The sequence below is a fragment of the Rhodobacter sp. NSM genome (assembly GCF_052244495.1).
Classification (GTDB): Bacteria; Pseudomonadota; Alphaproteobacteria; order Rhodobacterales; family Rhodobacteraceae; genus Cereibacter_A.
On record NZ_JBQPXH010000002.1, the window covers coordinates 229,109 to 252,737 of the forward strand.

A 23,629-nucleotide genomic window follows, 5' to 3' on the forward strand; every position below is an offset into this window, starting at 1 on the left:
GCTAATCATTTACCAAGCTTCATGTCCGATGCTCATCGCGCCTGGACATCATGGAGGCCAGCAAGATGAAGCGACGCAGCGTGACGTCGGCGACCCTGCTGGGCGCGCATGTGGCGTTAACCTGTTTTCTCGCATCGACCTTTCGAGCGCAGGCGAGTCCCTCCGACGCCGCGCTTTGCGAGGAGGCGGCGCACTACGCGGCACGCACCACGGGCGTTCCGCGCGAAGTGCTTACGGCGATCACCTTGACGGAAACGGGCCGCCGCTCTGAGGGTGGACCGATGCGTCCATGGCCGTGGGCGGTCAACCTGCAGGGCGAGGGACACTGGTTCCGAACGAGGCGCGACGCGGAGCAATTCGCGCAGGACGCGCTGAGGCAGGGTCTCGAGAACTTCGATGTCGGCTGCTTCCAGCTGAACCACAAGTGGCACGCGAGTGCATTTCGCGGGCTCGAAACCATGTTCGATCCGAGGGAGAACGCACTCTATGCGGCGCGCTATCTGATGGATCTGCGACATGGGTCGGAAGACTGGTCCAGTGCTGCCGGCGCCTATCATTCGGCCACACCGGAGTACGCGCAGAGATATCGCGCGCGCTTCGACATGCTGCTGGCCGACCTGTCCGCCGGCGACCTCGATGTCCCGTCCGTCGTGCGCGTCAACCTTAACCCGCTCTTCCGGATCGGATCGGCGAGAAGCACGGGATCGCTGGTGCCCCTCGACGGTTCGCCGCGGCCCATGTTCGGAAGCCAATGATGAAATTCCTTTCCAACCGAGATGTCTTTCAGCCCACGATCCTGCTCGCCCTTGCTCTCATGGCGGTCATCGTCATGATGGTGCTGCCTGTCCCGGCCTGGATGCTCGACCTCGGGCTGGCGCTGTCCTTCTCTCTCGCGATCCTCATGTTCACCGTCACGCTCTTCATCGAGCGGCCGCTGGACTTCTCCGCTTTCCCAACCATCCTGCTCGCCTCGCTGATGCTGAGGCTGTCGCTCAACATTTCGTCCACCAAGCTGATCATCGGCAACGGTCACGCCGGAACGGCCGCCGCTGGTCATGTCATCGAAGGGTTCGCGAGCTTCATCATGAACGGAAGCGTCATGATGGGCGTGGTGATCTTCTGCGTTCTCCTGATCGTGAACTTCGTCGTCATCACGAAGGGCGCTGGCCGCATGGCCGAGGTGGGCGCGCGCTTTGCCCTGGACGGGATGCCGGGCAAGCAGCTCGCGATCGACAGTGACATGTCGGCCGGCGCCATCGATCATGCGGAGGCCAAGCGGCGACGTGAGCAGGAACTCGCGGAGACCAATTTCTTCGGCTCGCTGGATGGCGCCTCGAAGTTCGTGAAGGGCGATGCCGTGGCGGGCCTGCTCATCACGGGCCTCAACATCGTCGTCGGCCTGCTGGTCGGCGTGCTGATGCACGGCATGCCGATCGGGCGTGCGTTCGAAACCTATGCCATCCTCACGATCGGCGACGGTCTCGTCAGCCAGATCCCGGCGGTCATCATCTCGATCGCCGCCGCTCTGCTGCTTGCGCGCGGCGGGGCGTCGGGTACGGCCGATGCATCCTTCTTCCTGCAACTCGGCCGCTATCCGGGCGCGCTGGGCACAGTCGCCCTCCTCATGGCGCTCTTCGCGCTGGTCCCGGGACTGCCTTTCGGCCCCTTCATGCTGGCCGCGCTTTCGCTTGCGGGCCTGACCTATCTCGGCCTGAAGAGGCGGAGCCAACCGCCCCCTTCGGAACCCGACGCAGCGGAAGCTCCGGGGGCGAGGCCACTGGGCGACATTCTTGATTTCGACGACATCCATATCGAGTTTGCGTCAAATCTCGTCGGAATGGTCCTCGATCCCGCAACCGGGCTTGATGCCAGAATTGTCAACATGCGCAATCACATCGCCGGCGCCTTCGGGCTTATCCTGCCCGAGATCCGGGTTACGGACGACACGACGCTGCCGCCCGGCTCCTACCGCATCCGGCTGCAGGGCGTGGAACGTGTGCGCGATCGTCTTCTGCCGGATCATGTGCTGGTGCTGCTGATGGACGGGCATGAAGCCCCCCGGGGGATCGACGTGCGCGAACCGGTCTACGGCGCACCCGCGCGCTGGATCCTTCCCGATCACCAGGAGGCTGCCGCGCTTGCAGGACTTACGGTTGTCACGCCGGCGGAAGTGCTCGCCACTCATCTTCTCGAGGTCATGAAGAGCAATCTCGCCCGCCTCCTGACGCTCAAGGGGCTGCGCCGGCTCCTCGACGAATTCACCAATCTCTCGGACCGCGTGCGCGCCGACGCCAACCGGAGACTGCTGGACGAACTCGTCCCGGATCGCGTGCCGGTCGACCTTCTGCTCGCCGTTCTGCGCCTGCTTCTGGAGGAGAGGGTGTCCATCCGGAACCTTCCGCTGATTCTCGAAGCGATCGCCGAGGCCCGGCAACTCAACTCTCCCGAGGAGATCTGCGAACATGTGCGTCAGCGCCTCGGGTTTCAGATCGTCGCCGAACTGAAGCGCGAGGACGGAACGATTCCGCTCATCCAGCTTGCACCCGAGTGGGAGAAGACCTTCGCCGCGCATCAGATCGAGAGCGGACGCGGGACCCGCGACGTTGCCCTCCCCCCCGAGGCGTTCAGCCGTCTCGCCAACGGTCTCGCCGAGAAACTCGCGCGTGCCGCCGATAACGGCGTTCAGCCGGCCCTCGTCACATCGACGCTGAGACGTCGCTTCCTGCGCGCAGTTGCAGCTGCGAAGGGGCTGATGGTTCCGGTCATCTCCTACGACGAGATCGGCACCGAGGCACGAGCAGCAATGGTGGGCACCGTCCAGGCATGACGCCCCTGTTCGAGCATCTGACGCAGCTGACGCTTCTGGCCCAGGACCTCTTCCGGTCAGGTTTCCTGGTCTTCATCCGCGTCGGGGCGGCCATGGCTCTGTTGCCGGCCTTCGGCGAGGCCAGCCTGCCCGCCCGCGTCCGCCTCGCCGCGGCGCTCGCCTTCACGGCCATCGTGTTCCCCGCCCTCAGCGACCGCATTCCCCCCTTCGACGGTTCTCTCGGGCCGTTGGCGATCGAGACTGCCATCGGTCTTCTGCTTGGGATCTCGCTGAGGCTTTTCGTTCTGGCGCTTCAGACGGCGGGCTCGATCGCCGCACAGGCCGCGTCCCTCTCGCAGCTCTTCGGATCGTCTTCCGGCGAGCCGCAGCCTGTCATTGGCAACGTGCTCACGCTCGGGGGCCTCGCAATCGCCGTCGCCGCCGGGCTCCACGTCCGGATCGCGGAATTCCTGATCATGTCCTACGAGTTCCTGCCCGTGGGACGGCTGCCTCCGCCCGCCGATGCGGCCGACTGGGGCCTTCGACTGATCTCCCACTCCTTTTCGCTCGGATTCATGCTGTCCATGCCGTTTCTGGCAGCTTCCTTCATCTTCAACGTGGCGCTTGGCATCATCAACCGCGCCATGCCGCAGCTGATGGTGTTCTTCGTCGGGGCTCCGGCATTGACGCTCGGCGGCCTCGTTCTTCTTGCGATGTCGGCTCCCGTCGCCGTGGCGTTCTGGGCGAGTGCGCTGCGCGATTTCCTGTCGTCACCTCTTGCCTCTACGGCATTGCCATGAGCGATGGCGAGGAAGACAAGCCGCACGAACCTTCGCAGCGCAAGCTGGATGAGGCGAGGCGCAAGGGGGAGCTGCCCCGCTCGCAGGATCTGGCGACGACGGCAGCCTACGCTGGGTTCCTTCTGGCGGCGGCCTTTCTGGGTGAGGGCGCACTGCGGCAGCTGGGGGAAGCCGGGGCGACGCTCCTCGGAAGGGCGGATCAGCTCTCCGTGCTTTTTGCCGATCATGCGGAGCCGCAGGTGGGCCGGCTGCTGGCCGAGGTGACGCTTGCCGTGCTTCCCTTCTTCCTGCTTCCCGCCATCGGGGCCCTGGGCTCGCTTGCGGCCCAGCGCGCCCTCGTGGTTGCGCCGGCAAGGCTGGCTCCGAAACTCGAGCGGATCTCGCCCGTATCTCAGTTCCGGAACCGTTTCGGCCGCAACGGCCTGTTCGAGTTCGGCAAGAGCCTGCTCAAGCTTCTCCTCGTCAGCCTGCTCTTCGCGCTGTTCGTTGCGCGGCACGCAGACGAAATCCTTGACATGCTGCTGGTCGAACCCGCCGTTGCGACGGGCATCATGTTCAGGATGCTCCTGAAGTTCCTGCTCGTCATTGTCATGCTGTCGGCGGCGATCGGCCTGGCCGACTTTCTCTGGCAGCGATCCGAGCATCTTCGCAAGCACCGCATGTCGCGCAAGGAGCTTTCCGACGAGTCGAAGGACTCGGAGGGGGATCCGCATGTGAAGGCGCAGCGTCGCCGTCGCGCGGTCGAGGTCGCGACCAACCGGATGCTCCAGGACGTCGCGACCTCGGATGTCGTAGTCGTCAACCCGACGCATTACGCGGTCGCGCTGCGCTGGAAACGCGGCGACCGCCGCGCGCCCGTCTGCGTCGCAAAGGGCGTGGACGAAGTGGCCGCCCGCATCCGGGAGCGAGCCATGGAGGCCGGCATCCCCATTCACAGGGATCCGCCGACCGCGCGCGCGCTGCATGCGGTGGTCCGGATCGGAGAGGAAATCCGGCCGGAACATTATCAGGCGGTGGCTGCCGCCATCCGCTTTGCAGAGGCCATCCGACGCAAGATGAAGGGGACGAGATGAGCAGCCGGAAGTCGGACATCGAGAAGATCGCTGCGCTCACGCGCATGGTGCTCGACCTGCGGCTCGCGGAACTGAGCCGGGTCGCCCGGCAGCGGCAGGAGTGTCTGGACAGGCTGCAGGCCCTGGAGGCGGCGCCGGTGGACGACATTGATCCGATCGTGGCAGCACGCGCGAACCTGCGCTACCAGGCCTGGGCTGACGGCAGGCGGGCGGAGATCAACCTGACGCTGGCGCGGCAATCCGCCGACTGGACGAAGAAGAGCGCTTCCGCCCGCACGGCCTTTGCCCGATCCGAGGCGCTGAGACTGCTGAAGGCCCGCCTGGACTAGGCGGGCCCCGGGTATCGTCAACGTTCCGGCTCAGCTGTCCTGACGCATGATGTCGGTGATCAGCACGTCGGAGACGCTCGGGCCAAGGACGGAGCGAGCGACTTCCATCAGGGCGCGCCTCAGCGCCACGAGGTTCTGCGACTCCGTGAAGGAGCCGCGAAAGCCGCCTGTGTTCGCGTGGTCGAAGAGCACGCTGAGCATGCCGTCCCGCAGCTTCGGCTCCACCGCATAGACTTGCTCGCTGCCGCCGTGCGGCACTTCCAGGCTGAGCGACAGGATCATCATCGAGGACACGCGGCCGTTCTCGACGATCGGCACGATGAACTGGTTGTTCAGCTTGACGTAGTCCGGCTGCTCTTCCGGATTGCCCTCGTGCGCGGCGGCGGCGTGTGGGCCCCCCTCCGGCGCGGGCTCTCCCTGCGGTGTCCCGTGTCCGTTTCCGGCGTCTTCGGCGGTGGCCTGCGGCTCCTCTTCGGGCCGCAACATGATGCCTGCGCCGACGCCTGCGCCGAGTCCCGCGATCGCCAGGAAAAGAGGAATGATCAGTTTGAGCATGTCAGAACGGGAGGATGATGTCGGCCACCTGCTGACCGTACCGAGGCTGCTGGACGTCGGTGATCTGGCCGCGTCCGCCATAGGAGATCCGGGCTTCGGCGATCTTGTCGTAAGTGATCTCGTTCTGCCTCGAGATGTCGCCTGGCCGGACATAGCCCGTGACAATCAACTCGCGAAGTTCGTAGTTCACGCGCACCTCCTGCTGTCCTTGGATCCGGATCACGCCGTTCGGCAGTTCCTCGACGACCGTCGCGGCAATGCGGAGGGTCATCTTCTCCTTGCGCTTGACCGAGCCGTCCCCGGCGTAGCTCGACGAAGAGGTGGTGGACACCGCATCGGCCATGGATGCCCCGTCCGGAAGATGCCTGTCGATGCGCTGGGGAATGCCGAAGAAGGAGGGCAGGCCGAGCGACTCGCCTCCCGCCCTGCTGCGTCCGCTCGAGTTCGAGATCTCGGCCCGGTCGTCGATCTCGATCACGACGGTCAGGATGTCGCCGCGTCGGCTGGCCCTCCGGTCGCCGAGCAGGGACGCCCGGTCGCCTGCCCAGAGCGAGGATCGCGCGGTCGGTCCCGGGTTGCCGAGGTTCTCGGGAATCGGGAGCGCGTACATGGCATGATACTGGAAGGTCTGATCCGCCGGGCTGAAGGAGGGTGCCTTCCCGACCTCCGCGAGACGTCCGCATGAGGGGAGAGCCAGGAGAAGCAGGACGAGACGTCGCATGGGATATCCTTCAGGAGCCGGGGCCGACATGTACAGAGCCGTCATCCGCGATGCGGCCGGTCACGGTGGAGCGGGACGAAAGGTTCATGACGCGGATGACATCGCCCACACCCCCGCGAGCGAGGGCACGTCCCTCCGCGCGGATGGCAAGGGCTCCCGCCTCGAAAGTGATCTGCACGATCTGGTTGCGGGCGATGATGGCGGGTGGTCCCACGTCACCGGGCCTGATCGGCCGGCCCGCGTACAGTGTCACCCGCGCCTCCTGCCCGAGCGCCTGGGAGATTTCGGTGAGCGCGCCCGGCACGGCTTCCGCCTGCAGCGCCACATCCCCGGGCTCCAGCACCTCGAGGGCGCGGATGTTGCGGGCGGCGACGATGGTCTCGGCCGAAACCGGCGTCACGAGGCACAACAAGAAGCAGAGAGCGCGCATCATTTGACCTGCGCCGTCGCCGCAAGCATCTGGTCGGCCGCGGTGATGACCTTCGCGTTCAGCTCGTAGCCACGCTGCGCCTTGATGAGCTCCGTGATTTCCTGAACGGAGTCGACCGAGCTTTCCTCAAGATATCCCTGCCGCAGGGTGCCGAAGCCATCCTCTCCTGCCGTGCCGGCGATCGGGGGCCCGGAGGCGGAGGTTTCGAGGAAGAGGTTCGAGCCGATCGCCTCAAGCCCCTTCTCGTTCGAGAAGGCGGTCAGCGTGATCTGTCCGAGAAGCTGTGGTTGCACCTGTCCGGTGAAATAGCCCCACACTTCGCCCGATGCGTTGATGGAGATGCTTGCCGCGTCGTCCGGGATCGTGATGCCCGGTGCGACCTCGTGCCCGTCGGAGGTGACGACGAGCCCTTCGCCCGACCGCTTCAGCGCGCCGTCCCGCGTATAGGCCGACTGGCCCGAAGGCAGCGTGACCTCGACATAGCCGCGCCCGTCTATCGCGAGGTCGAGATCGCCGCCGGTCTGCGCGAGCGCACCCTGCGAAAGCACGACCGAGACGGAAGACGGTCTGACACCCATTCCGAGCTGAACACCGGTGGGGAGCATGCGTCCGTCGTCGGCGCTGACGGTTCCGGGCCGAACCAGCTGCTGATAATGGAGATCCGCGAAATCCGCGCGCCGGGCGTTGTAGCCCGTCGTCGACATGTTCGCGAGGTTGTTCGAGATGACGTCGACACGCGTCTGCTGTGCGCTCATCCCGGTGGCTGCGATCTGAAGCGCCTTCATCAGCTTTCTCCAAGTGTCCTGACGGTGGTGCGGATCCTGTCATCCTCGCGGTCGAGGAAGCTCTGACCGAGCTCGTAGGCGCGCTGAACCTCGATCATCCGGGCGATCTCCGACACCGGCTCGACGTTCGACTCCTCGAGCGAGCCCTGGACGAGGGTTGCGCCGGATGCCGGCTCGACCCCGCTCCCGGTCGAGAAGCGCGTGCCGCCCTCGTGCTGCAGGCTCAGCGGATCCGTGGGTTGCCAGAGACCGATGCGCCCGACGGGCAGTCCATTCGACGAAAGGGTTCCGTCGCTCGCGAGCACCACGGCGGGAGAGTCCGGGGGCACGAAGATCGGCGCCCCGCCCTCATCGAGAAGCCGGTTGCCGTCGCTGTCGACGAGTTCGCCCTCCGCGCTGGAGGTGAAGCTGCCGGCGCGCGTGAGCTGCTCGCCCCGAGGGGTTTCGATCAGGAAGAACCCGTCTCCCATGATCGCGAAGTCGAAGGCGGCACCGGTGCGGGTGAGGCCGCCCTGCCCGAGATCGACCTGGCGGGCGCTGGCACTCGCCATCGAAAGGGACGGGTCGGCGCCGAGGCGCTTCACATGTTCGGTGAACACGACCCCCTCGCGCCGGAACCCCGTGGTCGAGACGTTGGCGATGTTGTTCGCGACGGTCTGCATCTCGCGCAGGAGACCGGACTGGCGGGTGAGCGTGGTGTAGCCTGCCGCGTCCATCTCAGTGCCCTTCGATCCTGGGGATGATGCCGTCGACGAAGAAGGCGGTAAGGGTCGTGGTCATGAAGCTCATGGAGACCCAGAAGGCGAGGAGCATCGCGCCGACCTTCGGAACGAAGGTCAGCGTCATCTCCTGCACGGAGGTGAGAGCCTGCAGGAGGCCGATGGTGACGCCGGCGATCAGAGCCACCACAAGGAGCGGCGAGGCCATCAGCACGGCCACCCAGAGCGCCTGCCGGAGAGCGTCGAAGAGCGCGGGCTCGGACATCAGACCGGCATCCTCAGGATCTCCTGATAGGCCTCGACCACCTTGTCCCGCAGGGTGACGGCCGTCTCGACCGCCATCTGCGACGCCGCCAACGCCTCGACGAGCGCATGGGGGTCTGCCTTTCCGGTCATGGCGGCGCGGGCCGTTTCCTCGCCCTGGGCCAGCGTGTCGGAAAAGCTCTCGGCGGCGCGCTCGAGCGCCGCCGCCATGCCCACGGACGGCTGATCGGGTGCCGCCGCCGTACGGGCCTTCGCATAGCTTTCTGCTGCGATGGAGGTTCTGATGTCCATTCTGGAATTCCTTTCAACGACGCAGGAGGTCGAACAGGCTCTGCGTCATCTGCCGCGCCTGGTCGAACATCCGGAGGTTTGCCTCGTAGCTGCGCTGCGCTTCGCGCGCGTCAGCGATCTCGACCACCAGATCGACGTTGGAACCGTCGTAGTAGCCGGTCTCGTCCGCCAGGGGATGACCGGGGTCGTAGATCTTCTGCACCTCGCTCCGGTCGAGGCGGACCGGACCTGTCGAGACGATACCGCTGTCCAGATCTTCCTGGAAACTGACGGTCTTGCGGTGATAGCCGGGCGTATCGGCGTTGGCGATGTTCTCGGACACGTGACGCAGGCGAAGCGCCTGCGAGCGCATGCCGGAGGCCGAGTGCGTGAGCGACTGGCTGAGGTCGGTCATGATCATGAACTCCGGCCGAGGCTCGTGCGGATCAGGCGCGAACTGCTCTGGTAGATCGAGAGTGCCATCTCGTGTTGCTGCCGGGCGGCAACTGCCCTCACCATCTCCTCCTCTAGGGAGACCGTGTTGCCATTGGGAGAGGCCGCACCCTTCGTCTCCACCGGCACGGGCTCGGCGGCCGTCGCCTCCGCCCCACGCAGGTGTCCGGCGCGGGTCGTGCGGAGACCCGTCATGCCGCTGGCGTAGCTTTCGAAGTCGGGCAGATCCCGGGCGCGGTAGCCGGGCGTGTCCGCGTTCGCGACATTCTGCGCCGCGACCTCGGTCCGGAGCCCGGCATGCCGCGCCATGGATTGCGCCATTCTGACGATTTCGAGCTTCTCGAACATCGGGGCTTCTCCCTCGATTGGTTTCATCAAGGCTTAAGGTAGATTCCTTTAGAAAGGGTAAGGCGCGAACAAAGAGGGATCGGATGTCTTGCGAATTTGAGGGATTGCTCGCCGAGATCGCGGCGGTGCCGCTCAGCCGCCGCTACGGACGGGTGACCGAGCTTGCCCGCGGAACCGTCTCTGCCGGCGGGCTGACGGCCGGTGCCGGGCTCGGAGACCGGGTCATCGTGCACGGTTCGGCCGGGCGCATCGGAGGAGAGGTGCTGCGGCTTGCCCGCGACTCCGTGACGATCCTCCCCGATGCTGCCATGGAGGGGCTGGCCATCGGCGATCCGGTCGAGCTCGTGGGTCCGGCCGAGATCGCGCCCGATGACAGCTGGATCGGCCGGATCGTCGATCCGCTCGGCCGCCCGCTCGACGGAAGACCCCTGTTCCGCGGTCGGCAGGCGCGTCCCCTGCGCGCGCCCGCACCTCCGGCCGCCTCGCGGAAGGGCCTCGGGCCGCGCCTCGCCACCGGGGTCGCGGTGTTCGACACGATGCTGCCGCTCGTCCAGGCGCAACGGATCGGCCTCTTCGCGGGGTCCGGGGTCGGGAAGTCCTCGCTGCTCGCCAAGTTCGCCCGCGGGATCTCGGCGGATGTGGTCGTGATCGGGCTGATCGGCGAGCGCGGACGTGAACTCCGGGACTTCACCGAGCGGGTTCTCGGGCCGAAGGGCATGGCACGCTCGGTGGTCGTGACGGCAACCTCTGACCAGTCGCCGCTGATCCGGCGCAGGTGCGGCTGGGCGGCGATGGCCGTGGCCGAGCATTTCCGGGACCAGGGGCTGCATGTGCTGCTCCTCGCCGATTCGATCACGCGCTTCGCCGAGGCCCACCGCGAAGTCGCCCTGGCCGCGGGAGAGGAGGCCAGCATGCGGGGTTTTCCTCCCTCGACCGCCCATACGATCATGTCTCTCGCCGAACGTGCGGGGCCGGGCGCAGAGGGCGTGGGCGACATCACCGCGGTCTTTTCGGTGCTCGTCGCCGGGTCGGACATGGAGGAGCCCGTCGCCGACATTCTGCGCGGGGTGCTCGACGGGCATGTCGTGATGGATCGCAGGATCGCGGAACGCGGACGGTTCCCGGCGATCGACCTCCTGCGCTCCGTCTCGCGGTCCCTGCCTGACGCGGCGACAGGGCCGGAAAACGAGATCATCACCGAGGCGCGGAGGCTGCTGGGTGCCTGGGACCGGGCCGAGATGATGATCCAGGCCGGGCTCTACGTGAAGGGATCCGATCCGCAGGTGGATGCCGCGATCCGGGTCTGGCCGGCGCTCGACGCCTTCCTTGCGGAGGATTCGCCGGAAGGCGTCGAAGCGAGCTTCCGCCGTCTGTCCGAATGCCTCGGGCGTTAGATGTGTCGCGCCGGCGGGACCATGGCCGGCGCGCGTCTCACAGCCTCTGGCGCGGAAGCGGCTCCGGCAGGGTCTCCGCGCGGCGGCCGCGACCGTCGTAGACCACGACGGCGCCCGATGTCGCCGTGCGGATCTCCTCGAGACGACGGCGCGCGGCGCGCACCCCGCGCGCGGCGGCCTCGATGCAGGCAAGGTTCCGCGCCGCCTTTGCGCGCACCTGCCGCGCCCGTTCTGCTGTTCCCAGCGGTTGCTCCATTGCGGCGGCGATCCTTCCCTCGAGGCTTCCGAGAGAGGCCAGATCGCCTGCGATCATGGACTGACGCATCTCGTCGAGCAGGACTTCGAGTGATCCCTCAGCCGCCATCGTGAAGACCTTTCGACAGCGAGCGGTAGAACTGCTCGGCCAATCCGATGCCGCCCGCGCGCACCATGCCGCTGGCTTGCTCGCCGCGAAGGAACGAGGCGAACTGCTCCTCTCCGAGCCCGCCCCCGAACGACCCGGAGAGGGCGCCGAGTCCGGTGTGGCCCAGCATCTCGGACAGGAAGGCGGCTTCCAGCTCCTCGGCCTTCTTGCGCAACTGCGCCCGAGGATCCGGCGGGCACGCCGGTGCAAGTCTGATCGGTTCGGTCATGGAGGTCTTCCTTTCGCACGGATTTTCGTGATCCTGAGGCAAAGGAGTAAATGTTCGGTAATCCCTTTGCCGCAGAAGCAGGACAGGCGACAGAAGGTCCGAACGATATGATTGGCGCACTTCCGCAGTTTGCATGCATGGCCGAGGCCGCCCCGAAAGAGCAGGTGGCGCAGGGCTCGGCCTCTGGTGACGCCTTTGCCTGCGCACTCGACGGCTGGCAGCGCCGTTCCGCACCAGACCCCCGCAAAGCGGCCGGCATGGTGGACGGCGACGCAGGCTCGTCCCGTGCGGATCCTTCCGGGCTGGCGGAGAGCGAAGCTGCAGCTTCGGAGGTCGAAGATGCCGAGGACCAGCCGTCTTCCGAGCCGGAGGAGACAGGGACAACCCTGACGACGGACGCAGCCTGCGAACTGCCGCTCGCGCATCGCCGGGAAGCGCTTCCCATGACTTCTGCAGCTCCGGTGCCGGAAGACGCGGTGCGCCTCGCAGACGCCGCCGAGACGGAGGTGGCGGGATATGTCGAGGAGCGGCCGTTGCCATCCACCGCAGCCCCGGTCCGAGGGGAATGGTCGCGGGAGGCTTCTGTGACGAACCCGGGGGACGTGGCAGCCGAAGCCGGGTCCCTCCAACCGGTGCTTGCCGAAGACGGCTTGGTTCCGGAACAACCGGGGCCGCGCACCTCCGCGCTGGTCGGGAAGTCACGGGAAGGCAACGCCTCTCCCATTGACGAGGCGCTCGGAGGGGATGCTGGTGAAGACCCTACCCGTCGTCGCGACGATGCGCGCTGGAACAGCACCCCTCAGCCGCGGGTGCCTTATGAGCCGCGACATGCTTCCGCCTCATCGAAGGCCGCATGTCCTGTGGCACCTGCAGAACAGGTCGAAGGACTTGGCAGCCCCGGCGCGTTCCGGAGCAGTGAGGCGCGATCCGACGCTGCGTCAGGACAGACGCGGCTTTCAGTGAGCGGACAGAATGACATGCGGCCGAAGCTTGCGCGGGCTGAAGGACCGGCGCAAGCGGTGCCGCTGTCGCGAGATGCGGCCGGGCTTCCGGCTCCGCTGTCCGCTACCGGAAAGGGTGCAGCTGTCGTCGATCAGGCGGCACCGACTGCGGACCACGCCGATGACGTCGGGCGACTGATCGAGCAGTCGAGCCTATCGGTTGTGACTGTTGCATCCCCGGCAGGAAGCACCCGGGGCCGTGTGGAGCGATCGGCCCATGTTGCCGGATATGCGGGGGTGCGGCAGATCACGGTGGCAGCCTCCGCGCCCGATGCCCAAGCCCAGCCCAGTGATGCGGAGCAGACGCCTGTGGCGGGGGGGGCGGCTCCGGTCAAGCAAGCAAGCGAAGCATCGCTCCCCGTGCTGACCAAGCCAGATCCAGAGGATCCCGACCGGCCCGTGGAGGAGCGACAGCCGGCCGCGGCTGCGAGCCAGCCACGCCGGATCCTCAGCGGGACGGATCTGCCGTCAGTTCCGGATCCTCGCCCGGCTGCCGTGCAGGACGGCATGCCTGCGGTCTGGCAGTCTCCCGTTGCTCGGGCCGAGGTCGATCCTGAGGCAGACCTCGTTCCGAGCGCGGCATACCGGAGCGATCCTTTGCCCGAACACGAACCGCGACACCTTGATCGCGAACCGCAAATGCGCCCCGACAGCCCGTCACCGCAGTCCTTCACCGGCCTGCCGGCCGGGGCTGCGCCGGATGCGTCGGCCGATCTGCAGCATCCCCATCCCCTGTCGTCACCGCCAGACGAGCCGCAGGTCTTCCAGACCTCCGAGCCTCGGACCGTGGCGGATTCGCCGCGCGGCACGGCACAGCCGGCACAACCTCCGGTTCCGGCGCGTGAAGAGGTATCCGCCACGGCCGGAGATGCGGTCGAGGTGGTGCTGGACCCCGACGATCTTGGCCGCGTGAAGATGACGATGGCGCAGGAGGGCGACCAGCTGCGCGTCCTCGTGCAGGCAGATCGGTCGGATACGCTCGACCTGATGCGGCGTCACTCGGACCAGCTTGGCGCGGAGCTTCGGCAAGCCGGCTTTTCCGGTGCCTCGCTCAGCTTCGGAGGGCGGGAGGAGCGCTCGCGACCCCGCGCCCATGCCTCGTTCGCGGGCGAAGTTGCCGACCTCCAGCCGTCCGCCACACCGTCCCGAGGCGCCACCACCGGCGGCCTCGACCTTCGAATCTAGGAGTTCACCATGGAAGTGACCAGCACCACAGCCTCGACGACCAGCCAGAGCTCCTCGAGCCCGAGCGCGATCAGTTCCGACTACGACACGTTCCTGAAGATGCTGACGACGCAGCTTCAGAATCAGGATCCGATGAATCCGATGGAATCGGACGATTTCGCAATGCAGCTCGCGACCTTCTCGGGCGTCGAGCAGCAGGTTCGCACCAACGAGATCCTCACCAGCATGAGCGGATCGCTCGGTGTCATGGGCCTGTCGGAACTGGCGGGCTGGATCGGGCGCGAAGCCCGCGTGGAGGCCTCGGCCTGGTTCGACGGCACACCGGTCACGATATCGCCGAACCCGGTCGTCGGTGCCGATCGGGCGAACCTCGTCGTGCGGAACTCGGAGGGCGTCATCGTCTCACAGGAGACGATCGAAGCGGAGGCAGGCCCGATCGAATGGGCCGGAACCGACAGCTCGGGCACCCCCCTGCCCGAGGGCGCCTACAGCTTTTCGCTCGAGAGCTTCACCAATGGCGAGTTGATCGGCACCACGGACGTCGAAGTCTATGCGGAGATCATCGAGGCCAAGGGCGGAAGCGACGGGACGATCCTTGTCCTGAAAGGCGGGATCGAGGTCCCGGCCTCTTCGGTCACGGCGCTCCGCGACGCCTCTCGATCATAGAAGGCTGCCGATCCAGACACCCGCTGCAGTCAGCGCGGCGCCGACGAGCATCCAGCGCACGGGATGGCTTTCGGGCGCCGGAACCTCCACCACCTCGGGTTGGCCCTGCCGGATCAGCTGCGCCTCGACGAGGCGGGGCAGTCGCGGCCCGAAGCGACCGAGAATGCGGGCGGTCCGCACGAGATCCCTTGCGATGGCACGCGGCCCGACGTTGTCGCGAATGTAATCCTCGACGATGGGCCGGGCGACCTGCCAGATGTTGATGTGCGGGTCGAGCGAGCGGGCAACGCCTTCGACGACTACCATCGTCCGCTGGAGAAGGATCAGTTCCGTTCGCGTCTCCATGCCGAAGCGCTCTGTCACTTCAAAGAGATAGGCGAGCAGGCGGGCCATGGAGATGTGAGAGGCATCCATGCCGAAGATCGGCTCGCCCACCACTCGGAGCGCGCGGGCGAACTCGTCGATGTCACGGTCGGCGGGGACGTAACCCGCTTCGAAATGGACCTCGGCCACCCGCCGGTAGTCGCGCTGGATGAAGCCGAACAGGATTTCGGCATAGACGCGGCGCGTGTATTCGTCGAGCCGGCCCATGATCCCGAAGTCATAGGCGATGATGTCGCCGTTCGCCGCGACCTTCAGGTTACCCTGGTGCATGTCGGCGTGAAAGAACCCGTCGCGCAGGGCATGGCTCAGGAAGAGCGAGAGGACACGTGTCCCGAGCACCGTGCGATCGTGGCCCGCAGCGTCCAGAGCGGCATTGTCGGCCAGCGAAAGGCCCTCGGCCCAGCCGATGGTCATGACCTGCCGCGCGGAGAGATTCCAGACCGGTTTCGGAACCTGGAAGCCCTGGTCGTTCTCGGTGTTGGCCGCGAATTCGCCGGCCGAGGCCGATTCCAGGCGCAGGTCGAGCTCTCCGTTCACCACGCCTTCGAAATGGCGGATGACCTCGGTCGGACGAAGCCGGCGCGAGAAGGGGGCCAGGATCTCGATGATCTGCGCAGCAAGGTAGAAGGCGTCGATGTCGGTGCGGAATGCCCGCTCGATGCCGGGACGCAGAACCTTCACCGCAACTTCGACCCCGGTGTCAGCCAGCCGCGCCCGGTGGACCTGAGCGATCGAGGCCGCCGCCACCGGCTCGGAGAATTCCGAGAAGACGCGGTCCACGGGGACGTGCAGTTCCTCTTCGATAAGGGCCTTGGCCACGCTTGTGGGAAAGGGCGGCAGCTTGTCCTGAAGGTATTGCAGTTGCACCGCCATCTCGGGTCCGACGACGTCGGGACGGGTCGAGAGGATCTGACCGAACTTGATGTAGGCGGGCCCCAGTGCGGTCAGCGCCCGCGTCGCGGGCGGCAGGGCCGGGTCGCCGGGCAGGCCGAGCCACTTGAACGGCCAGCCCAGCACCCGCGCCACGACGCGGAGGTTTGCCGGCGCATCCATGGCTTCCAGCACGGCGCCGATGGCGCCTGTGCGCTCCATGGTGGCGGCAGTGCGCACCAGCCGCCAGATATTGTGCGGACCCTTCAACTCAGAGCTTCCAGCCGGAGTGCAGTGCGGCGATGCCCATCGAGAGGTTGCGGTATTTCACAAGACCGAGGCCCGCCTTGCGGATCATCGTCGCGAAGGTCTCCTGATCCGGGAACTTGCGGATCGACTCCACCAGATATTGATAGCTGTCGCGGTCGTTCGCCACGATCTGGCCCATCACCGGGATCACGTTGAAGGAGTAGCGGTCATAGGCCCATTGCATCATCGGGTTCGGCAACTGGCTGAACTCCAACACCATGAGCCGCCCGCCGGGCTTCAGCACGCGGTAGGCCTCGTTCAGCGCATCCTGCACGCGGGTCACGTTCCGGATGCCGAAGCTGATCGTGTAGACGTCGAAGGTGTTCGAGGCGAAAGGCAGGGCCATCGCATCGCCTACTACCCAGTCGAGCCGGTCGGCCATCTGGGCCGCGTCGGCGCGCTGCCGTCCCTCGACCAGCATCGACTCGGTCATGTCGCAGACGGTCGCATGGGCGCCGGGCGCCCGCTTCAGGAACCGGAACGAGATGTCGCCCGTCCCGCCGGCCACGTCGAGCAGCTTCTGCCCCGGTCGCGGCGCGAGCCAGTCCATCATCGCGTCCTTCCAGAGCCGGTGGACGCCGCCCGACATCAGGTCGTTCATGATGTCGTATTTCGAGGCCACGCGGGTGAAGACCCCATGAACCATCCCGGCCTTCTCGCCTTCCGGCACGGTGCGGAAGCCGAAATGTGTCGTGTTGGAAGTTTCTTCGCTCATGGGCTCTTGCCGTCCTCTGCTGCGCCCTCTTTATAGGCCCCGGCGCGGGGGCTGCAATGCACCCCCTTGCTGCCATCTGTCGCGGAGTGGTGATGCCCGAACTTCCCGAGGTCGAGACCGTCCGTCGCGGACTGGAGCCGGTGATGACCGGGCGCCTCATTGCCGAGGCGCGCGTGAACCGCCCGGATCTGCGCTGGCCGCTGCCCCCGCGCATGGCCGAGCGGCTGACGGGGCAGCGGGTGACACGGCTCCGGCGGCGGTCGAAATACATCCTCGCGGACCTGGCGGGGGGCGAGTCTCTGCTCATCCACCTCGGCATGTCGGGGCGGATGCTGGTCTCGGGCGCGCAGGTGGGCGAATTCTTCCACGACCATCCGGCGCCCGCCCGGCACGACCATGTGGTGCTCGAGATGGAGGGTGGGGCGCGCGTCACCTTCAACGATGCGCGCCGCTTCGGCGCCATGGACCTTGTGGCGACGGAGGCCGCCGAAACGCATCCCCTGCTGGCGCTTCTCGGACCAGAACCGCTCGGAAACGGCTTCGACGGGCCGTATCTCGCGGCACGGCTCGCAGGTCGGCGGACACCGGTCAAGGCCGCACTCCTCGACCAGCGCATCGTCGCGGGTCTGGGCAACATCTACGTGTGCGAAGTGCTGTTCCGTGCAGGTCTGGCGCCGGGTCGCCTCGCCGGAAGCCTCAGCGCCGAGGATGCCGCGGGCCTCGTGCCGATCATCCGGGAGGTGCTTTCCGAGGCGATCGAGGCGGGCGGATCCTCGTTGCGCGACTACCGCCAGGCCGACGGCGAACTGGGCTATTTCCAGCACACCTTCCGGGTCTACGGCCGGGCGGGCTTACCCTGCGTCACTCCGGGCTGTCAGGGCGTCGTGGGGCGGATCATCCAGTCCGGACGCTCGTCCTTCCACTGTCCGCAATGCCAGAGATGACTTGATCCCTGCCGCCGGACTGCTAGACCTCAGCGGAATTGCCATGACGAGGGAACCCGAATGGCCTACGAGACCCTGATCGTCGAGATCGAGGATTATGTGGCGCTGATCCGGCTGAACCGCCCGGATGCGCTGAACGCGCTCAACAGCAAGATGATGTCGGAACTGGCCGAGGCCCTGGGCGCGGCGGACCGCAACGACAAGGTGCGCTGCATCGTCCTGACAGGGTCCGAGAAGGCCTTCGCCGCGGGAGCCGACATCAAGGAGATGGCGGGGCAGAGCTTCGTGGACGTCTTCGGCAGCGACTTCTTCACCTCGGATTCCGAGGCCATGTTGCGGGTGCGCAAGCCCATCGTGGCGGCTGTCGCTGGATATGCGCTGGGCGGCGGTTGCGAACTCGCCATGATGTGCGACTTCATCATTGCAGCCGATACGGCCAAGTTCGGCCAGCCCGAGATCAACCTCGGTGTCGTGGCCGGGCTGGGTGGGACGCAGCGGCTCACGCGCTTTGTCGGCAAGTCGAAGTCGATGGACATGCACCTGACCGGCCGCTTCATGGATGCGGCCGAGGCGGAGCGATGCGGCCTCGTGAGCCGCGTCGTGCCTGCCAAGAACCTCATGGAAGAGGCGATGAAGGTCGCGGCCAAGATCGCGGAGAAGTCGCTTCTGACGGCGATGGCGGTGAAGGAGGCGGTCAACCGCAGCTACGAGACCACGCTGCGCGAGGGCGTGCTGTTCGAGCGGCGGCTGTTCCACGCGCTCTTTGCCACCGAGGACCAGAAGGAAGGGATGGCCGCCTTCCTCGAGAAGCGGACGCCGCAGTTCCGCGACAAGTAATTCGGTGCGCCGCACCGGGAATTGCTGCCCTGCGGGTTGACTTGGCACCGAGTCGCCCGTAAAGACGCGGCTTCAACGAGACTTCGAACCCACACGGATAACCTGACACATGGCTAACTCGCCCCAGTCCAAGAAGCGTGCCCGCCAGGCCGAGGCCCGCGCCGCCGTCAACAAGGCCCGCCGGTCGCGGATCCGCACCTTCCTGCGCAAGGTCGAGGAAGCGATCGCTTCCGGTGACTCGACGGCTGCCGTTGCCGCCCTGAAGACCGCCCAGCCCGAGCTGGCCCGTGGCGTGACGAAGGGCGTGCTGCACAAGAACACCGTGGCGCGCAAGATGTCGCGCCTGGCGCATCGCGTGAAGGTGCTGTCGGAACCGGCCGCCGCCTGATCCAAGCTGCTCCCGGCAGACGTTCGAAGCGCGCCCCCCGGGGCGCGTTTTGCGTTTCCGGCGCCCCGAACGGCGCAATTCTGGCAGCATTATGGCAGGCCAAACGGGCCCTCGGGATTCGCTGCGACAAAGGATTAGTCAACAGCGAAGTTCGGTTGCAGATGCTCGTCACAGCTTGCTAGCGTCATCTGAGCGATTCACACGTCCTTGGGGGGACATGGCCGATCGCGGATCGTCATGCGTCTGCTGCCAGATGCCGCGCAAGCGGCGAGACGACTGATGTTCCGCGGTCTCGGGACTTAAATGGATGTGCCTTGACCGGCACTGACCGCAGGCGCGGGGAAGTGGGCTTCGGCCTGCTTCTGTGTCTGTGGATTCCCGTCAACCGCACTGCCTGCACCCGCAGGCGGTGGGGTGGCTTCATGCGCCTTGATTGGTGCCCCAATAGCGTTGCTTCGCAGAACCAGAACAAGGCACCCCGTGCAGAATGCGCGGGCGAGGCCGCAGGCGATGAACGGCGAACGGGCACAGGAAATGACAAATGACACTTGGGTTCAAGTGCGCGAAGGGCTCCTCAAGCGGGTGGGCCGGAACAATTTCGTGACCTGGATCGAGCCTCTTCGGCTGATGGGTCTCGATGAAGGAGTGGCGCGCTTCGAAGTGCCGACGCTTTTCTTCGGAGACTGGGTGCAGCGCAACTTCGCGGACCACATCCGCATGCGCCTGACAGAAGCGGGTTCGCCCGTCGAGCGTCTCGAATTTGCCGTCTCCAACTCGCCGCGCCCGCCGCTCAAGGAAGTCAAGGCTGCGGCCGCCGTCGCGCCGGTCAAGGCGCGCCCGGCCCCGCCCGAGGAGGATCTGCGCGGCGCTCCGCTCGATGCGCGTTTCACCTTCGACAGCTTCGTGGTCGGCAAGCCGAACGAGTTGGCCCATGCCGCTGCCCGCAGGGTGGCCGAGGGCGGACCCGTGACCTTCAATCCGCTCTTCCTCTATGGTGGTGTGGGCCTCGGCAAGACCCACCTCATGCACGCCATCGCCCACGAGTTGCAGAAGCGCCAGCCGCAGGCGCGCGTCCTCTACCTGTCGGCCGAACAGTTCATGTATCGCTTCGTTCAGGCCCTGCGCGAGCGCGAGATCCTCGGCTTCAAGGAGCTTTTCCGCTCGGTCGACGTGCTCATGGTCGATGACGTCCAGTTCATCGCCGGCAAGGACTCGACGCAGGAGGAGTTCTTCCACACGTTCAACGCCCTCGTCGACCAGAACAAGCAGATCGTCATTTCCGCCGACCGTGCGCCGGGCGAGATCAAGGACCTCGAGGAGCGGATCAAGAGCCGCCTGCAATGCGGCCTCGTGGTGGACCTGCACCCGACCGATTACGAGTTGCGCCTCGGCATCCTGCAGCAGAAGGCCGACTTCTATCGCGAGCAGTACAAGGGGCTCGTCATCGCTGACGGCGTGCTGGAGTTCCTCGCCCACCGCATCACGACGAACGTGCGCGTGCTCGAAGGGGCCCTCACCCGCCTCTTCGCCTTCGCAAGCCTCGTGGGCCGCGAGATCACCCTCGATCTGGCGCAGGACTGTCTGGCCGACATCCTCCGCGCTTCCGACCGCAAGGTCACGATCGAGGAGATCCAGCGCAAGGTGGCCGAGCATTACAACATCCGCCTTTCGGACATGATCGGCCCGAAGCGCCTGCGCACCATCGCCCGGCCTCGGCAGGTGGCGATGTATCTCGCCAAACAGCTCACGCCCCGCTCGCTGCCCGAGATCGGCCGTCGCTTCGGCGGCAGGGATCACACGACGATCATGCATGGCGTGCGCAAGATTGAAGAACTCATGGCCACCGACTCCCAGCTCGCCGACGACCTGCAGCTTCTGCGTCGCCTCCTCCAGGCCTGACCTGTGGCCCCGGGGGCGCTTGACGCCCCCCGCAAACCATCCATAGTCGCGAAAAATCTTGAGGTTCGGCGCGAAACCGGGCAGTTTCGGCGTCCGCGTCAAGAAGGGGTGAGGGGAATGAAGATCAGCATCGAGCGCGGCGCTCTGCTAAAGGCCGTGGGCCAGGCCCAGTCGGTCGTCGAGCGGCGGAATACCATCCCGATTCTTGCCAACGTGCTGATCGAAGCCGAAGGCGACACCGTCTCGTTCCGCGCAACCGATCTCGACATCGAGGTGGTGGACCGCACCCCGGCCGTGGTGGAGCGTCCGGGCGCCACGACCGTCTCGGCTGTCATGCTGCACGAGATCGTGCGCAAGCTGCCGGACGGTGCGCTTGTGGGCCTTGCCGAGGATGCGGCCTCGGGCCGGCTGACGGTGACAGCGGGCCGCTCGGTCTTCAGTCTCGCGACGCTGCCGCGCGAGGATTTCCCCGTGATGGCCAGTTCGGAATACAGCTCGAAATTCTCGGCGCCGGCCCCGGTGCTGCGGCGGCTCTTCGACAAGGCGAAATTCGCGATCTCGACCGAGGAGACCCGCTATTACCTGAACGGCGTGTTCATGCATGTGGCCACGGGCGAGGACGGGCCGGTGCTGCGCTGCGTGGCGACCGACGGCCACCGGCTGGCGCGCATCGACGCGCCCTTGCCTGAGGGCGCCGAGGGGATGCCGGGCGTGATCGTGCCCCGGAAGACGGTGAACGAGTTGCGCAAGCTGCTCGACGACGATGAGGTCAAGATCGCCGTCTCGGTCTCGGAGACGAAGGTTCGCTTTGCCACTCCGCAGATCACCATGACCTCGAAGGTCATCGACGGCACCTTCCCCGACTATTCGCGCGTGATCCCGGTCGGCAATACGCGCCGCCTCGAGGTGGATGCGCAGGACTTCGCGAAGGCGGTGGACCGGGTGGCGACGGTGTCGTCGGAACGGTCTCGGGCCGTGAAGCTCTCGCTGGACGAGGACCGGCTGGTGCTCTCGGTCAATGCGCCCGACTCCGGCGCGGCCGAGGAGGAGCTGGCGGTGGCCTACGGCGACGAGCGGCTGGAGATCGGCTTCAACGCGAAATACCTGCTCGAGATCGCGAGCCAGGTGGATCGCGAGAATGCCGTGTTCCTGTTCAACTCCTCGGGCGATCCGACGCTGATGCGCGAAGGGAACGACATGTCCGCGGTCTATGTCGTCATGCCGATGCGCGTGTGACGGAGGGCGGGCGGGGGCGCTGCCCCCGCACCCCCGGGATATTTTTCCGAGAATGAAAGGACAGGGGATGCGCGGTCTGGCCGTCACATCCCTCTCTCTCTCCCACTTCCGTTCGCATCGCGCGGCGCGGATGGAGTTTGACCGGCGGCCGGTGGCCTTCGTCGGCGCGAACGGCGCGGGCAAGACCAACCTTCTCGAGGCGATTTCGCTGCTGTCTCCGGGGCGAGGCCTCCGGCGGGCGGCGGCGGACGAGATCGCGCGGCGGCCCGAGGCGCTGGGTTGGAAAGTGACGGCCACCGCGCGGGGGCTGCATTCCGACCATGAGGTCGAGACCTGGGCCGAGGGGGGCGCCTCGCGGCAGGTGCGGATCGACGGCAAGGCTGCGACACAGGTGATGCTGGGCCGGCTGCTTCGCATCGTCTGGCTCGTGCCCGCGATGGACCGGCTCTGGACCGAGGCGGCCGAGGGGCGACGGCGATTTCTCGATCGCGTGACGATGAGCTTCTTTCCCGACCATGCAGAGGCGGTGCTCGACTACGAGAAGGCGATGCGCGAGAGGAATCGGCTGCTGAAGGAGCAGGTGGTGGACGCCCATTGGCATGCGGCGCTCGAGAAGCGGATGGCGGAAGCCGCGCGGCTGATCCGGGCTCATCGCGAGGGGGCCGTCGCGCGCCTGGCGGCGGCGCAGGCCGAAGCCGAGACTGCCTTTCCGCGCGCCGCCCTTTCGATCGCTTCGGAGGATCCCGAGGATCTGGCCGCGGCCTGGGCCGAAGGGCGGCGGCGGGACATGGCGGCGGGGCGGACGCTGGCCGGGCCGCATCGCGCCGACCTCACGGCAATCTATGACGCGAAGGGCATCGCGGCCGCGCAATGCTCAACGGGTGAGCAGAAGGCGCTTCTCATCTCGGTTGTCCTTGCCAATGCCCGGGCGCTGGCCGAGGATCTGGGGGCGGCGCCCATCCTGCTTCTCGACGAGGTGGCGGCTCATCTGGACGAGGGCCGGCGCGCGGCGCTTTTCGACGAGATCTGCGCGCTCGGCGCGCAGGCCTTCATGACCGGCACCGGGCCGGAGCTTTTCGCAGCCCTCGGGCACCGGGCGCAGCGGATCGAGGTGGCGGAGGCCGCAGGGCTTTCGGAGACGAGGGAGATCCGACCATGACACCGCAACGGGTCACGCTCATTACGTTGGGCGTCGCCGATCTGGAGGCGTCGGTTGCCTTCTACGAGCGGCTGGGCTGGCAGCAGCACCGGGCGCAGGAGGGCGTGGCCTTCTTCCAGTTGCACGGCTCGGCGCTGGCGCTCTTCGGGCGCAAGGAGCTCGCGGCCGATCAGGGGCGCCCCGGGGCGGAGCTCGGGACGGGCGCCATCACACTCGCGCAGAATTTCGGCACTGTGGCGGAGGTCGACGCGGCCTTCGAGGAGGCACTCGCGGCCGGCGCCACGGCCCTCAAGCGACCCGAGAAGGTGTTCTGGGGCGGCTACTCGGGCTACTGGGCCGATCCCGACGGCCATGTCTGGGAGGTGGCGATGAACCCGGTCTGGCCGCTGGCGGAAGACGGGACCCTGACCCTGCCCTGACGGCGGCGTGCGGCTAAATCTTGGGCCTCGGGCGTGAC

At 66.7% G+C, this 23,629-nt stretch carries 28 protein-coding genes; 15 read left to right on the top strand and 13 right to left on the bottom strand.

The window, feature by feature from the left end:
• Nucleotides 1–65: 65 nt before the first annotated feature.
• Genes ACTVZP_RS05615 through ACTVZP_RS05635 form a run of 5 tightly spaced genes read left to right on the top strand, consistent with a single transcriptional unit; the run spans nucleotide 66 to nucleotide 5,008 of the window.
• Entirely contained in the window at nucleotides 66–755 is a 690-nt protein-coding gene (locus tag ACTVZP_RS05615; RefSeq protein ID WP_443211124.1) for a transglycosylase SLT domain-containing protein, read from the top strand.
• On the top strand, nucleotides 755–2,827 hold the full coding sequence (gene flhA, locus ACTVZP_RS05620; protein WP_443211125.1) for a flagellar biosynthesis protein FlhA: 2,073 nt from the start codon (nucleotides 755–757) through the stop codon (nucleotides 2,825–2,827). Before ACTVZP_RS05615 ends, flhA begins: the two co-directional genes overlap by 1 nt.
• On the top strand, nucleotides 2,824–3,606 hold the full coding sequence (locus ACTVZP_RS05625; protein ID WP_443211126.1) for a flagellar biosynthetic protein FliR: 783 nt from the start codon (nucleotides 2,824–2,826) through the stop codon (nucleotides 3,604–3,606). Before flhA ends, ACTVZP_RS05625 begins: the two co-directional genes overlap by 4 nt.
• A complete protein-coding gene (gene flhB, locus ACTVZP_RS05630; protein ID WP_443211127.1) occupies nucleotides 3,603–4,679 on the top strand; it encodes a flagellar type III secretion system protein FlhB in 1,077 nt (358 codons plus the stop codon). Before ACTVZP_RS05625 ends, flhB begins: the two co-directional genes overlap by 4 nt.
• Nucleotides 4,676–5,008, top strand: coding sequence for a hypothetical protein (locus ACTVZP_RS05635; protein WP_443211128.1), 333 nt, complete (start codon nucleotides 4,676–4,678; stop codon nucleotides 5,006–5,008). Before flhB ends, ACTVZP_RS05635 begins: the two co-directional genes overlap by 4 nt.
• Nucleotides 5,009–5,038: 30 nt before the next feature.
• Here the strand turns inward: ACTVZP_RS05635 and ACTVZP_RS05640 are convergent, their stop codons facing one another.
• The 9 genes from ACTVZP_RS05640 to ACTVZP_RS05680 are packed head-to-tail and all read right to left on the bottom strand — an operon-like array spanning nucleotide 5,039 to nucleotide 9,553.
• Nucleotides 5,039–5,563, bottom strand: coding sequence for a flagellar basal body-associated FliL family protein (locus tag ACTVZP_RS05640; RefSeq protein WP_443211129.1), 525 nt, complete (start codon nucleotides 5,561–5,563; stop codon nucleotides 5,039–5,041).
• A gap of 1 nt (nucleotide 5,564) precedes the next feature.
• Complete coding sequence (flgH, locus tag ACTVZP_RS05645; protein WP_443211130.1) at nucleotides 5,565–6,284, bottom strand: flagellar basal body L-ring protein FlgH; 720 nt, start codon at nucleotides 6,282–6,284, stop codon at nucleotides 5,565–5,567.
• A gap of 10 nt (nucleotides 6,285–6,294) precedes the next feature.
• Entirely contained in the window at nucleotides 6,295–6,714 is a 420-nt protein-coding gene (gene flgA, locus ACTVZP_RS05650; protein WP_443211434.1) for a flagellar basal body P-ring formation chaperone FlgA, read from the bottom strand.
• On the bottom strand, nucleotides 6,714–7,499 hold the full coding sequence (flgG, locus tag ACTVZP_RS05655) for a flagellar basal-body rod protein FlgG (RefSeq protein ID WP_443211131.1): 786 nt from the start codon (nucleotides 7,497–7,499) through the stop codon (nucleotides 6,714–6,716). Before flgG ends, flgA begins: the two co-directional genes overlap by 1 nt.
• Nucleotides 7,499–8,215 carry a flagellar hook-basal body complex protein gene (locus ACTVZP_RS05660; RefSeq protein ID WP_443211132.1) on the bottom strand — a complete coding sequence of 239 codons (717 nt, stop codon included), beginning with the start codon at nucleotides 8,213–8,215 and terminating at the stop codon, nucleotides 7,499–7,501. The genes flgG and ACTVZP_RS05660 overlap by 1 nt, the downstream gene beginning before the upstream one ends.
• A 1-nt stretch (nucleotide 8,216) precedes the next feature.
• Nucleotides 8,217–8,483, bottom strand: a complete 267-nt coding sequence (locus ACTVZP_RS05665; protein ID WP_443211133.1) for a flagellar biosynthetic protein FliQ — start codon at nucleotides 8,481–8,483, stop codon at nucleotides 8,217–8,219.
• On the bottom strand, nucleotides 8,483–8,773 hold the full coding sequence (fliE, locus tag ACTVZP_RS05670) for a flagellar hook-basal body complex protein FliE (RefSeq protein WP_443211134.1): 291 nt from the start codon (nucleotides 8,771–8,773) through the stop codon (nucleotides 8,483–8,485). Before fliE ends, ACTVZP_RS05665 begins: the two co-directional genes overlap by 1 nt.
• 13 nt (nucleotides 8,774–8,786) lie before the next feature.
• Nucleotides 8,787–9,167 (bottom strand): flagellar basal body rod protein FlgC, encoded by a 381-nt coding sequence (gene flgC, locus ACTVZP_RS05675; protein WP_443211135.1) that lies wholly within the window; start codon nucleotides 9,165–9,167, stop codon nucleotides 8,787–8,789.
• A gap of 2 nt (nucleotides 9,168–9,169) precedes the next feature.
• The gene (locus tag ACTVZP_RS05680) at nucleotides 9,170–9,553 is read right to left on the bottom strand and encodes a FlgB family protein (protein ID WP_443211136.1); all 384 of its coding nucleotides are present in this window, start codon (nucleotides 9,551–9,553) and stop codon (nucleotides 9,170–9,172) included.
• Nucleotides 9,554–9,636: 83 nt separating this feature from the next.
• Here ACTVZP_RS05680 and ACTVZP_RS05685 point away from each other — a divergent pair, with 83 nt between their 5' ends.
• The gene (locus ACTVZP_RS05685; protein WP_443211138.1) at nucleotides 9,637–10,947 is read left to right on the top strand and encodes a FliI/YscN family ATPase; all 1,311 of its coding nucleotides are present in this window, start codon (nucleotides 9,637–9,639) and stop codon (nucleotides 10,945–10,947) included.
• A gap of 37 nt (nucleotides 10,948–10,984) precedes the next feature.
• Here the strand turns inward: ACTVZP_RS05685 and ACTVZP_RS05690 are convergent, their stop codons facing one another.
• Both ACTVZP_RS05690 and ACTVZP_RS05695 read right to left on the bottom strand, forming a co-directional pair.
• On the bottom strand, nucleotides 10,985–11,311 hold the full coding sequence (locus ACTVZP_RS05690) for a hypothetical protein (RefSeq protein WP_443211139.1): 327 nt from the start codon (nucleotides 11,309–11,311) through the stop codon (nucleotides 10,985–10,987).
• Nucleotides 11,301–11,579, bottom strand: coding sequence for a rod-binding protein (locus tag ACTVZP_RS05695; RefSeq protein WP_443211140.1), 279 nt, complete (start codon nucleotides 11,577–11,579; stop codon nucleotides 11,301–11,303). The genes ACTVZP_RS05690 and ACTVZP_RS05695 overlap by 11 nt, the downstream gene beginning before the upstream one ends.
• Nucleotides 11,580–11,629: 50 nt before the next feature.
• On the opposite strand from ACTVZP_RS05695, the gene fliK reads away from it, so the two are divergent.
• Nucleotides 11,630–13,765, top strand: coding sequence for a flagellar hook-length control protein FliK (fliK, locus tag ACTVZP_RS05700; RefSeq protein WP_443211141.1), 2,136 nt, complete (start codon nucleotides 11,630–11,632; stop codon nucleotides 13,763–13,765).
• A gap of 9 nt (nucleotides 13,766–13,774) precedes the next feature.
• On the top strand, nucleotides 13,775–14,431 hold the full coding sequence (locus ACTVZP_RS05705; RefSeq protein ID WP_443211142.1) for a flagellar hook assembly protein FlgD: 657 nt from the start codon (nucleotides 13,775–13,777) through the stop codon (nucleotides 14,429–14,431).
• Here ACTVZP_RS05705 and ubiB read toward each other — a convergent pair.
• Together ubiB and ubiE are read right to left on the bottom strand one after the other, a co-directional pair.
• On the bottom strand, nucleotides 14,426–15,955 hold the full coding sequence (gene ubiB, locus ACTVZP_RS05710) for a 2-polyprenylphenol 6-hydroxylase (protein WP_443211143.1): 1,530 nt from the start codon (nucleotides 15,953–15,955) through the stop codon (nucleotides 14,426–14,428). The genes ACTVZP_RS05705 and ubiB overlap by 6 nt on opposite strands.
• Nucleotide 15,956: 1 nt before the next feature.
• A complete protein-coding gene (gene ubiE / locus ACTVZP_RS05715; protein WP_443211144.1) occupies nucleotides 15,957–16,709 on the bottom strand; it encodes a bifunctional demethylmenaquinone methyltransferase/2-methoxy-6-polyprenyl-1,4-benzoquinol methylase UbiE in 753 nt (250 codons plus the stop codon).
• A 92-nt stretch (nucleotides 16,710–16,801) separates the two neighbouring features.
• Between ubiE and mutM the strand changes: the two genes are divergently transcribed.
• The 7 genes from mutM (at nucleotide 16,802) to ACTVZP_RS05750 (ending at nucleotide 23,591) form a co-directional block, all read left to right on the top strand.
• Nucleotides 16,802–17,653: a bifunctional DNA-formamidopyrimidine glycosylase/DNA-(apurinic or apyrimidinic site) lyase gene (gene mutM / locus ACTVZP_RS05720; protein ID WP_443211145.1), complete on the top strand. Its 852-nt coding sequence runs from the start codon at nucleotides 16,802–16,804 to the stop codon at nucleotides 17,651–17,653.
• A 60-nt stretch (nucleotides 17,654–17,713) separates the two neighbouring features.
• Nucleotides 17,714–18,490 (top strand): enoyl-CoA hydratase, encoded by a 777-nt coding sequence (locus tag ACTVZP_RS05725; RefSeq protein WP_443211146.1) that lies wholly within the window; start codon nucleotides 17,714–17,716, stop codon nucleotides 18,488–18,490.
• Between the two features lie 109 nt (nucleotides 18,491–18,599).
• Nucleotides 18,600–18,878, top strand: a complete 279-nt coding sequence (gene rpsT / locus ACTVZP_RS05730; protein WP_443211147.1) for a 30S ribosomal protein S20 — start codon at nucleotides 18,600–18,602, stop codon at nucleotides 18,876–18,878.
• A 534-nt stretch (nucleotides 18,879–19,412) separates the two neighbouring features.
• Nucleotides 19,413–20,777, top strand: coding sequence for a chromosomal replication initiator protein DnaA (gene dnaA / locus ACTVZP_RS05735; RefSeq protein WP_443211148.1), 1,365 nt, complete (start codon nucleotides 19,413–19,415; stop codon nucleotides 20,775–20,777).
• Nucleotides 20,778–20,894: 117 nt separating this feature from the next.
• The gene (dnaN, locus tag ACTVZP_RS05740; RefSeq protein ID WP_443211149.1) at nucleotides 20,895–22,013 is read left to right on the top strand and encodes a DNA polymerase III subunit beta; all 1,119 of its coding nucleotides are present in this window, start codon (nucleotides 20,895–20,897) and stop codon (nucleotides 22,011–22,013) included.
• Between the two features lie 67 nt (nucleotides 22,014–22,080).
• A complete protein-coding gene (gene recF / locus ACTVZP_RS05745; RefSeq protein WP_443211150.1) occupies nucleotides 22,081–23,172 on the top strand; it encodes a DNA replication/repair protein RecF in 1,092 nt (363 codons plus the stop codon).
• The gene (locus ACTVZP_RS05750) at nucleotides 23,169–23,591 is read left to right on the top strand and encodes a VOC family protein (RefSeq protein ID WP_443211151.1); all 423 of its coding nucleotides are present in this window, start codon (nucleotides 23,169–23,171) and stop codon (nucleotides 23,589–23,591) included. Before recF ends, ACTVZP_RS05750 begins: the two co-directional genes overlap by 4 nt.
• Nucleotides 23,592–23,629 lie beyond the last annotated feature (38 nt).

What these genes read in the sequence shown, in the direction of transcription:
- ACTVZP_RS05615 (WP_443211124.1), top strand. Translation starts at nt 66, where the DNA reads ATGAAGCGACGCAGCGTGACGTCGGCGACCCTGCTGGGCGCGCATGTG.
- flhA (WP_443211125.1), top strand. Translation starts at nt 755, where the DNA reads ATGAAATTCCTTTCCAACCGAGATGTCTTTCAGCCCACGATCCTGCTC.
- ACTVZP_RS05625 (WP_443211126.1), top strand. Translation starts at nt 2,824, where the DNA reads ATGACGCCCCTGTTCGAGCATCTGACGCAGCTGACGCTTCTGGCCCAG.
- flhB (WP_443211127.1), top strand. Translation starts at nt 3,603, where the DNA reads ATGAGCGATGGCGAGGAAGACAAGCCGCACGAACCTTCGCAGCGCAAG.
- ACTVZP_RS05635 (WP_443211128.1), top strand. Translation starts at nt 4,676, where the DNA reads ATGAGCAGCCGGAAGTCGGACATCGAGAAGATCGCTGCGCTCACGCGC.
- ACTVZP_RS05640 (WP_443211129.1), bottom strand. Translation starts at nt 5,563, where the DNA reads ATGCTCAAACTGATCATTCCTCTTTTCCTGGCGATCGCGGGACTCGGC.
- flgH (WP_443211130.1), bottom strand. Translation starts at nt 6,284, where the DNA reads ATGCGACGTCTCGTCCTGCTTCTCCTGGCTCTCCCCTCATGCGGACGT.
- flgA (WP_443211434.1), bottom strand. Translation starts at nt 6,714, where the DNA reads ATGCGCGCTCTCTGCTTCTTGTTGTGCCTCGTGACGCCGGTTTCGGCC.
- flgG (WP_443211131.1), bottom strand. Translation starts at nt 7,499, where the DNA reads ATGAAGGCGCTTCAGATCGCAGCCACCGGGATGAGCGCACAGCAGACG.
- ACTVZP_RS05660 (WP_443211132.1), bottom strand. Translation starts at nt 8,215, where the DNA reads ATGGACGCGGCAGGCTACACCACGCTCACCCGCCAGTCCGGTCTCCTG.
- ACTVZP_RS05665 (WP_443211133.1), bottom strand. Translation starts at nt 8,483, where the DNA reads ATGTCCGAGCCCGCGCTCTTCGACGCTCTCCGGCAGGCGCTCTGGGTG.
- fliE (WP_443211134.1), bottom strand. Translation starts at nt 8,773, where the DNA reads ATGGACATCAGAACCTCCATCGCAGCAGAAAGCTATGCGAAGGCCCGT.
- flgC (WP_443211135.1), bottom strand. Translation starts at nt 9,167, where the DNA reads ATGACCGACCTCAGCCAGTCGCTCACGCACTCGGCCTCCGGCATGCGC.
- ACTVZP_RS05680 (WP_443211136.1), bottom strand. Translation starts at nt 9,553, where the DNA reads ATGTTCGAGAAGCTCGAAATCGTCAGAATGGCGCAATCCATGGCGCGG.
- ACTVZP_RS05685 (WP_443211138.1), top strand. Translation starts at nt 9,637, where the DNA reads ATGTCTTGCGAATTTGAGGGATTGCTCGCCGAGATCGCGGCGGTGCCG.
- ACTVZP_RS05690 (WP_443211139.1), bottom strand. Translation starts at nt 11,311, where the DNA reads ATGGCGGCTGAGGGATCACTCGAAGTCCTGCTCGACGAGATGCGTCAG.
- ACTVZP_RS05695 (WP_443211140.1), bottom strand. Translation starts at nt 11,579, where the DNA reads ATGACCGAACCGATCAGACTTGCACCGGCGTGCCCGCCGGATCCTCGG.
- fliK (WP_443211141.1), top strand. Translation starts at nt 11,630, where the DNA reads ATGTTCGGTAATCCCTTTGCCGCAGAAGCAGGACAGGCGACAGAAGGT.
- ACTVZP_RS05705 (WP_443211142.1), top strand. Translation starts at nt 13,775, where the DNA reads ATGGAAGTGACCAGCACCACAGCCTCGACGACCAGCCAGAGCTCCTCG.
- ubiE (WP_443211144.1), bottom strand. Translation starts at nt 16,709, where the DNA reads ATGAGCGAAGAAACTTCCAACACGACACATTTCGGCTTCCGCACCGTG.
- mutM (WP_443211145.1), top strand. Translation starts at nt 16,802, where the DNA reads ATGCCCGAACTTCCCGAGGTCGAGACCGTCCGTCGCGGACTGGAGCCG.
- ACTVZP_RS05725 (WP_443211146.1), top strand. Translation starts at nt 17,714, where the DNA reads ATGGCCTACGAGACCCTGATCGTCGAGATCGAGGATTATGTGGCGCTG.
- rpsT (WP_443211147.1), top strand. Translation starts at nt 18,600, where the DNA reads ATGGCTAACTCGCCCCAGTCCAAGAAGCGTGCCCGCCAGGCCGAGGCC.
- dnaA (WP_443211148.1), top strand. Translation starts at nt 19,413, where the DNA reads ATGACAAATGACACTTGGGTTCAAGTGCGCGAAGGGCTCCTCAAGCGG.
- dnaN (WP_443211149.1), top strand. Translation starts at nt 20,895, where the DNA reads ATGAAGATCAGCATCGAGCGCGGCGCTCTGCTAAAGGCCGTGGGCCAG.
- recF (WP_443211150.1), top strand. Translation starts at nt 22,081, where the DNA reads ATGCGCGGTCTGGCCGTCACATCCCTCTCTCTCTCCCACTTCCGTTCG.
- ACTVZP_RS05750 (WP_443211151.1), top strand. Translation starts at nt 23,169, where the DNA reads ATGACACCGCAACGGGTCACGCTCATTACGTTGGGCGTCGCCGATCTG.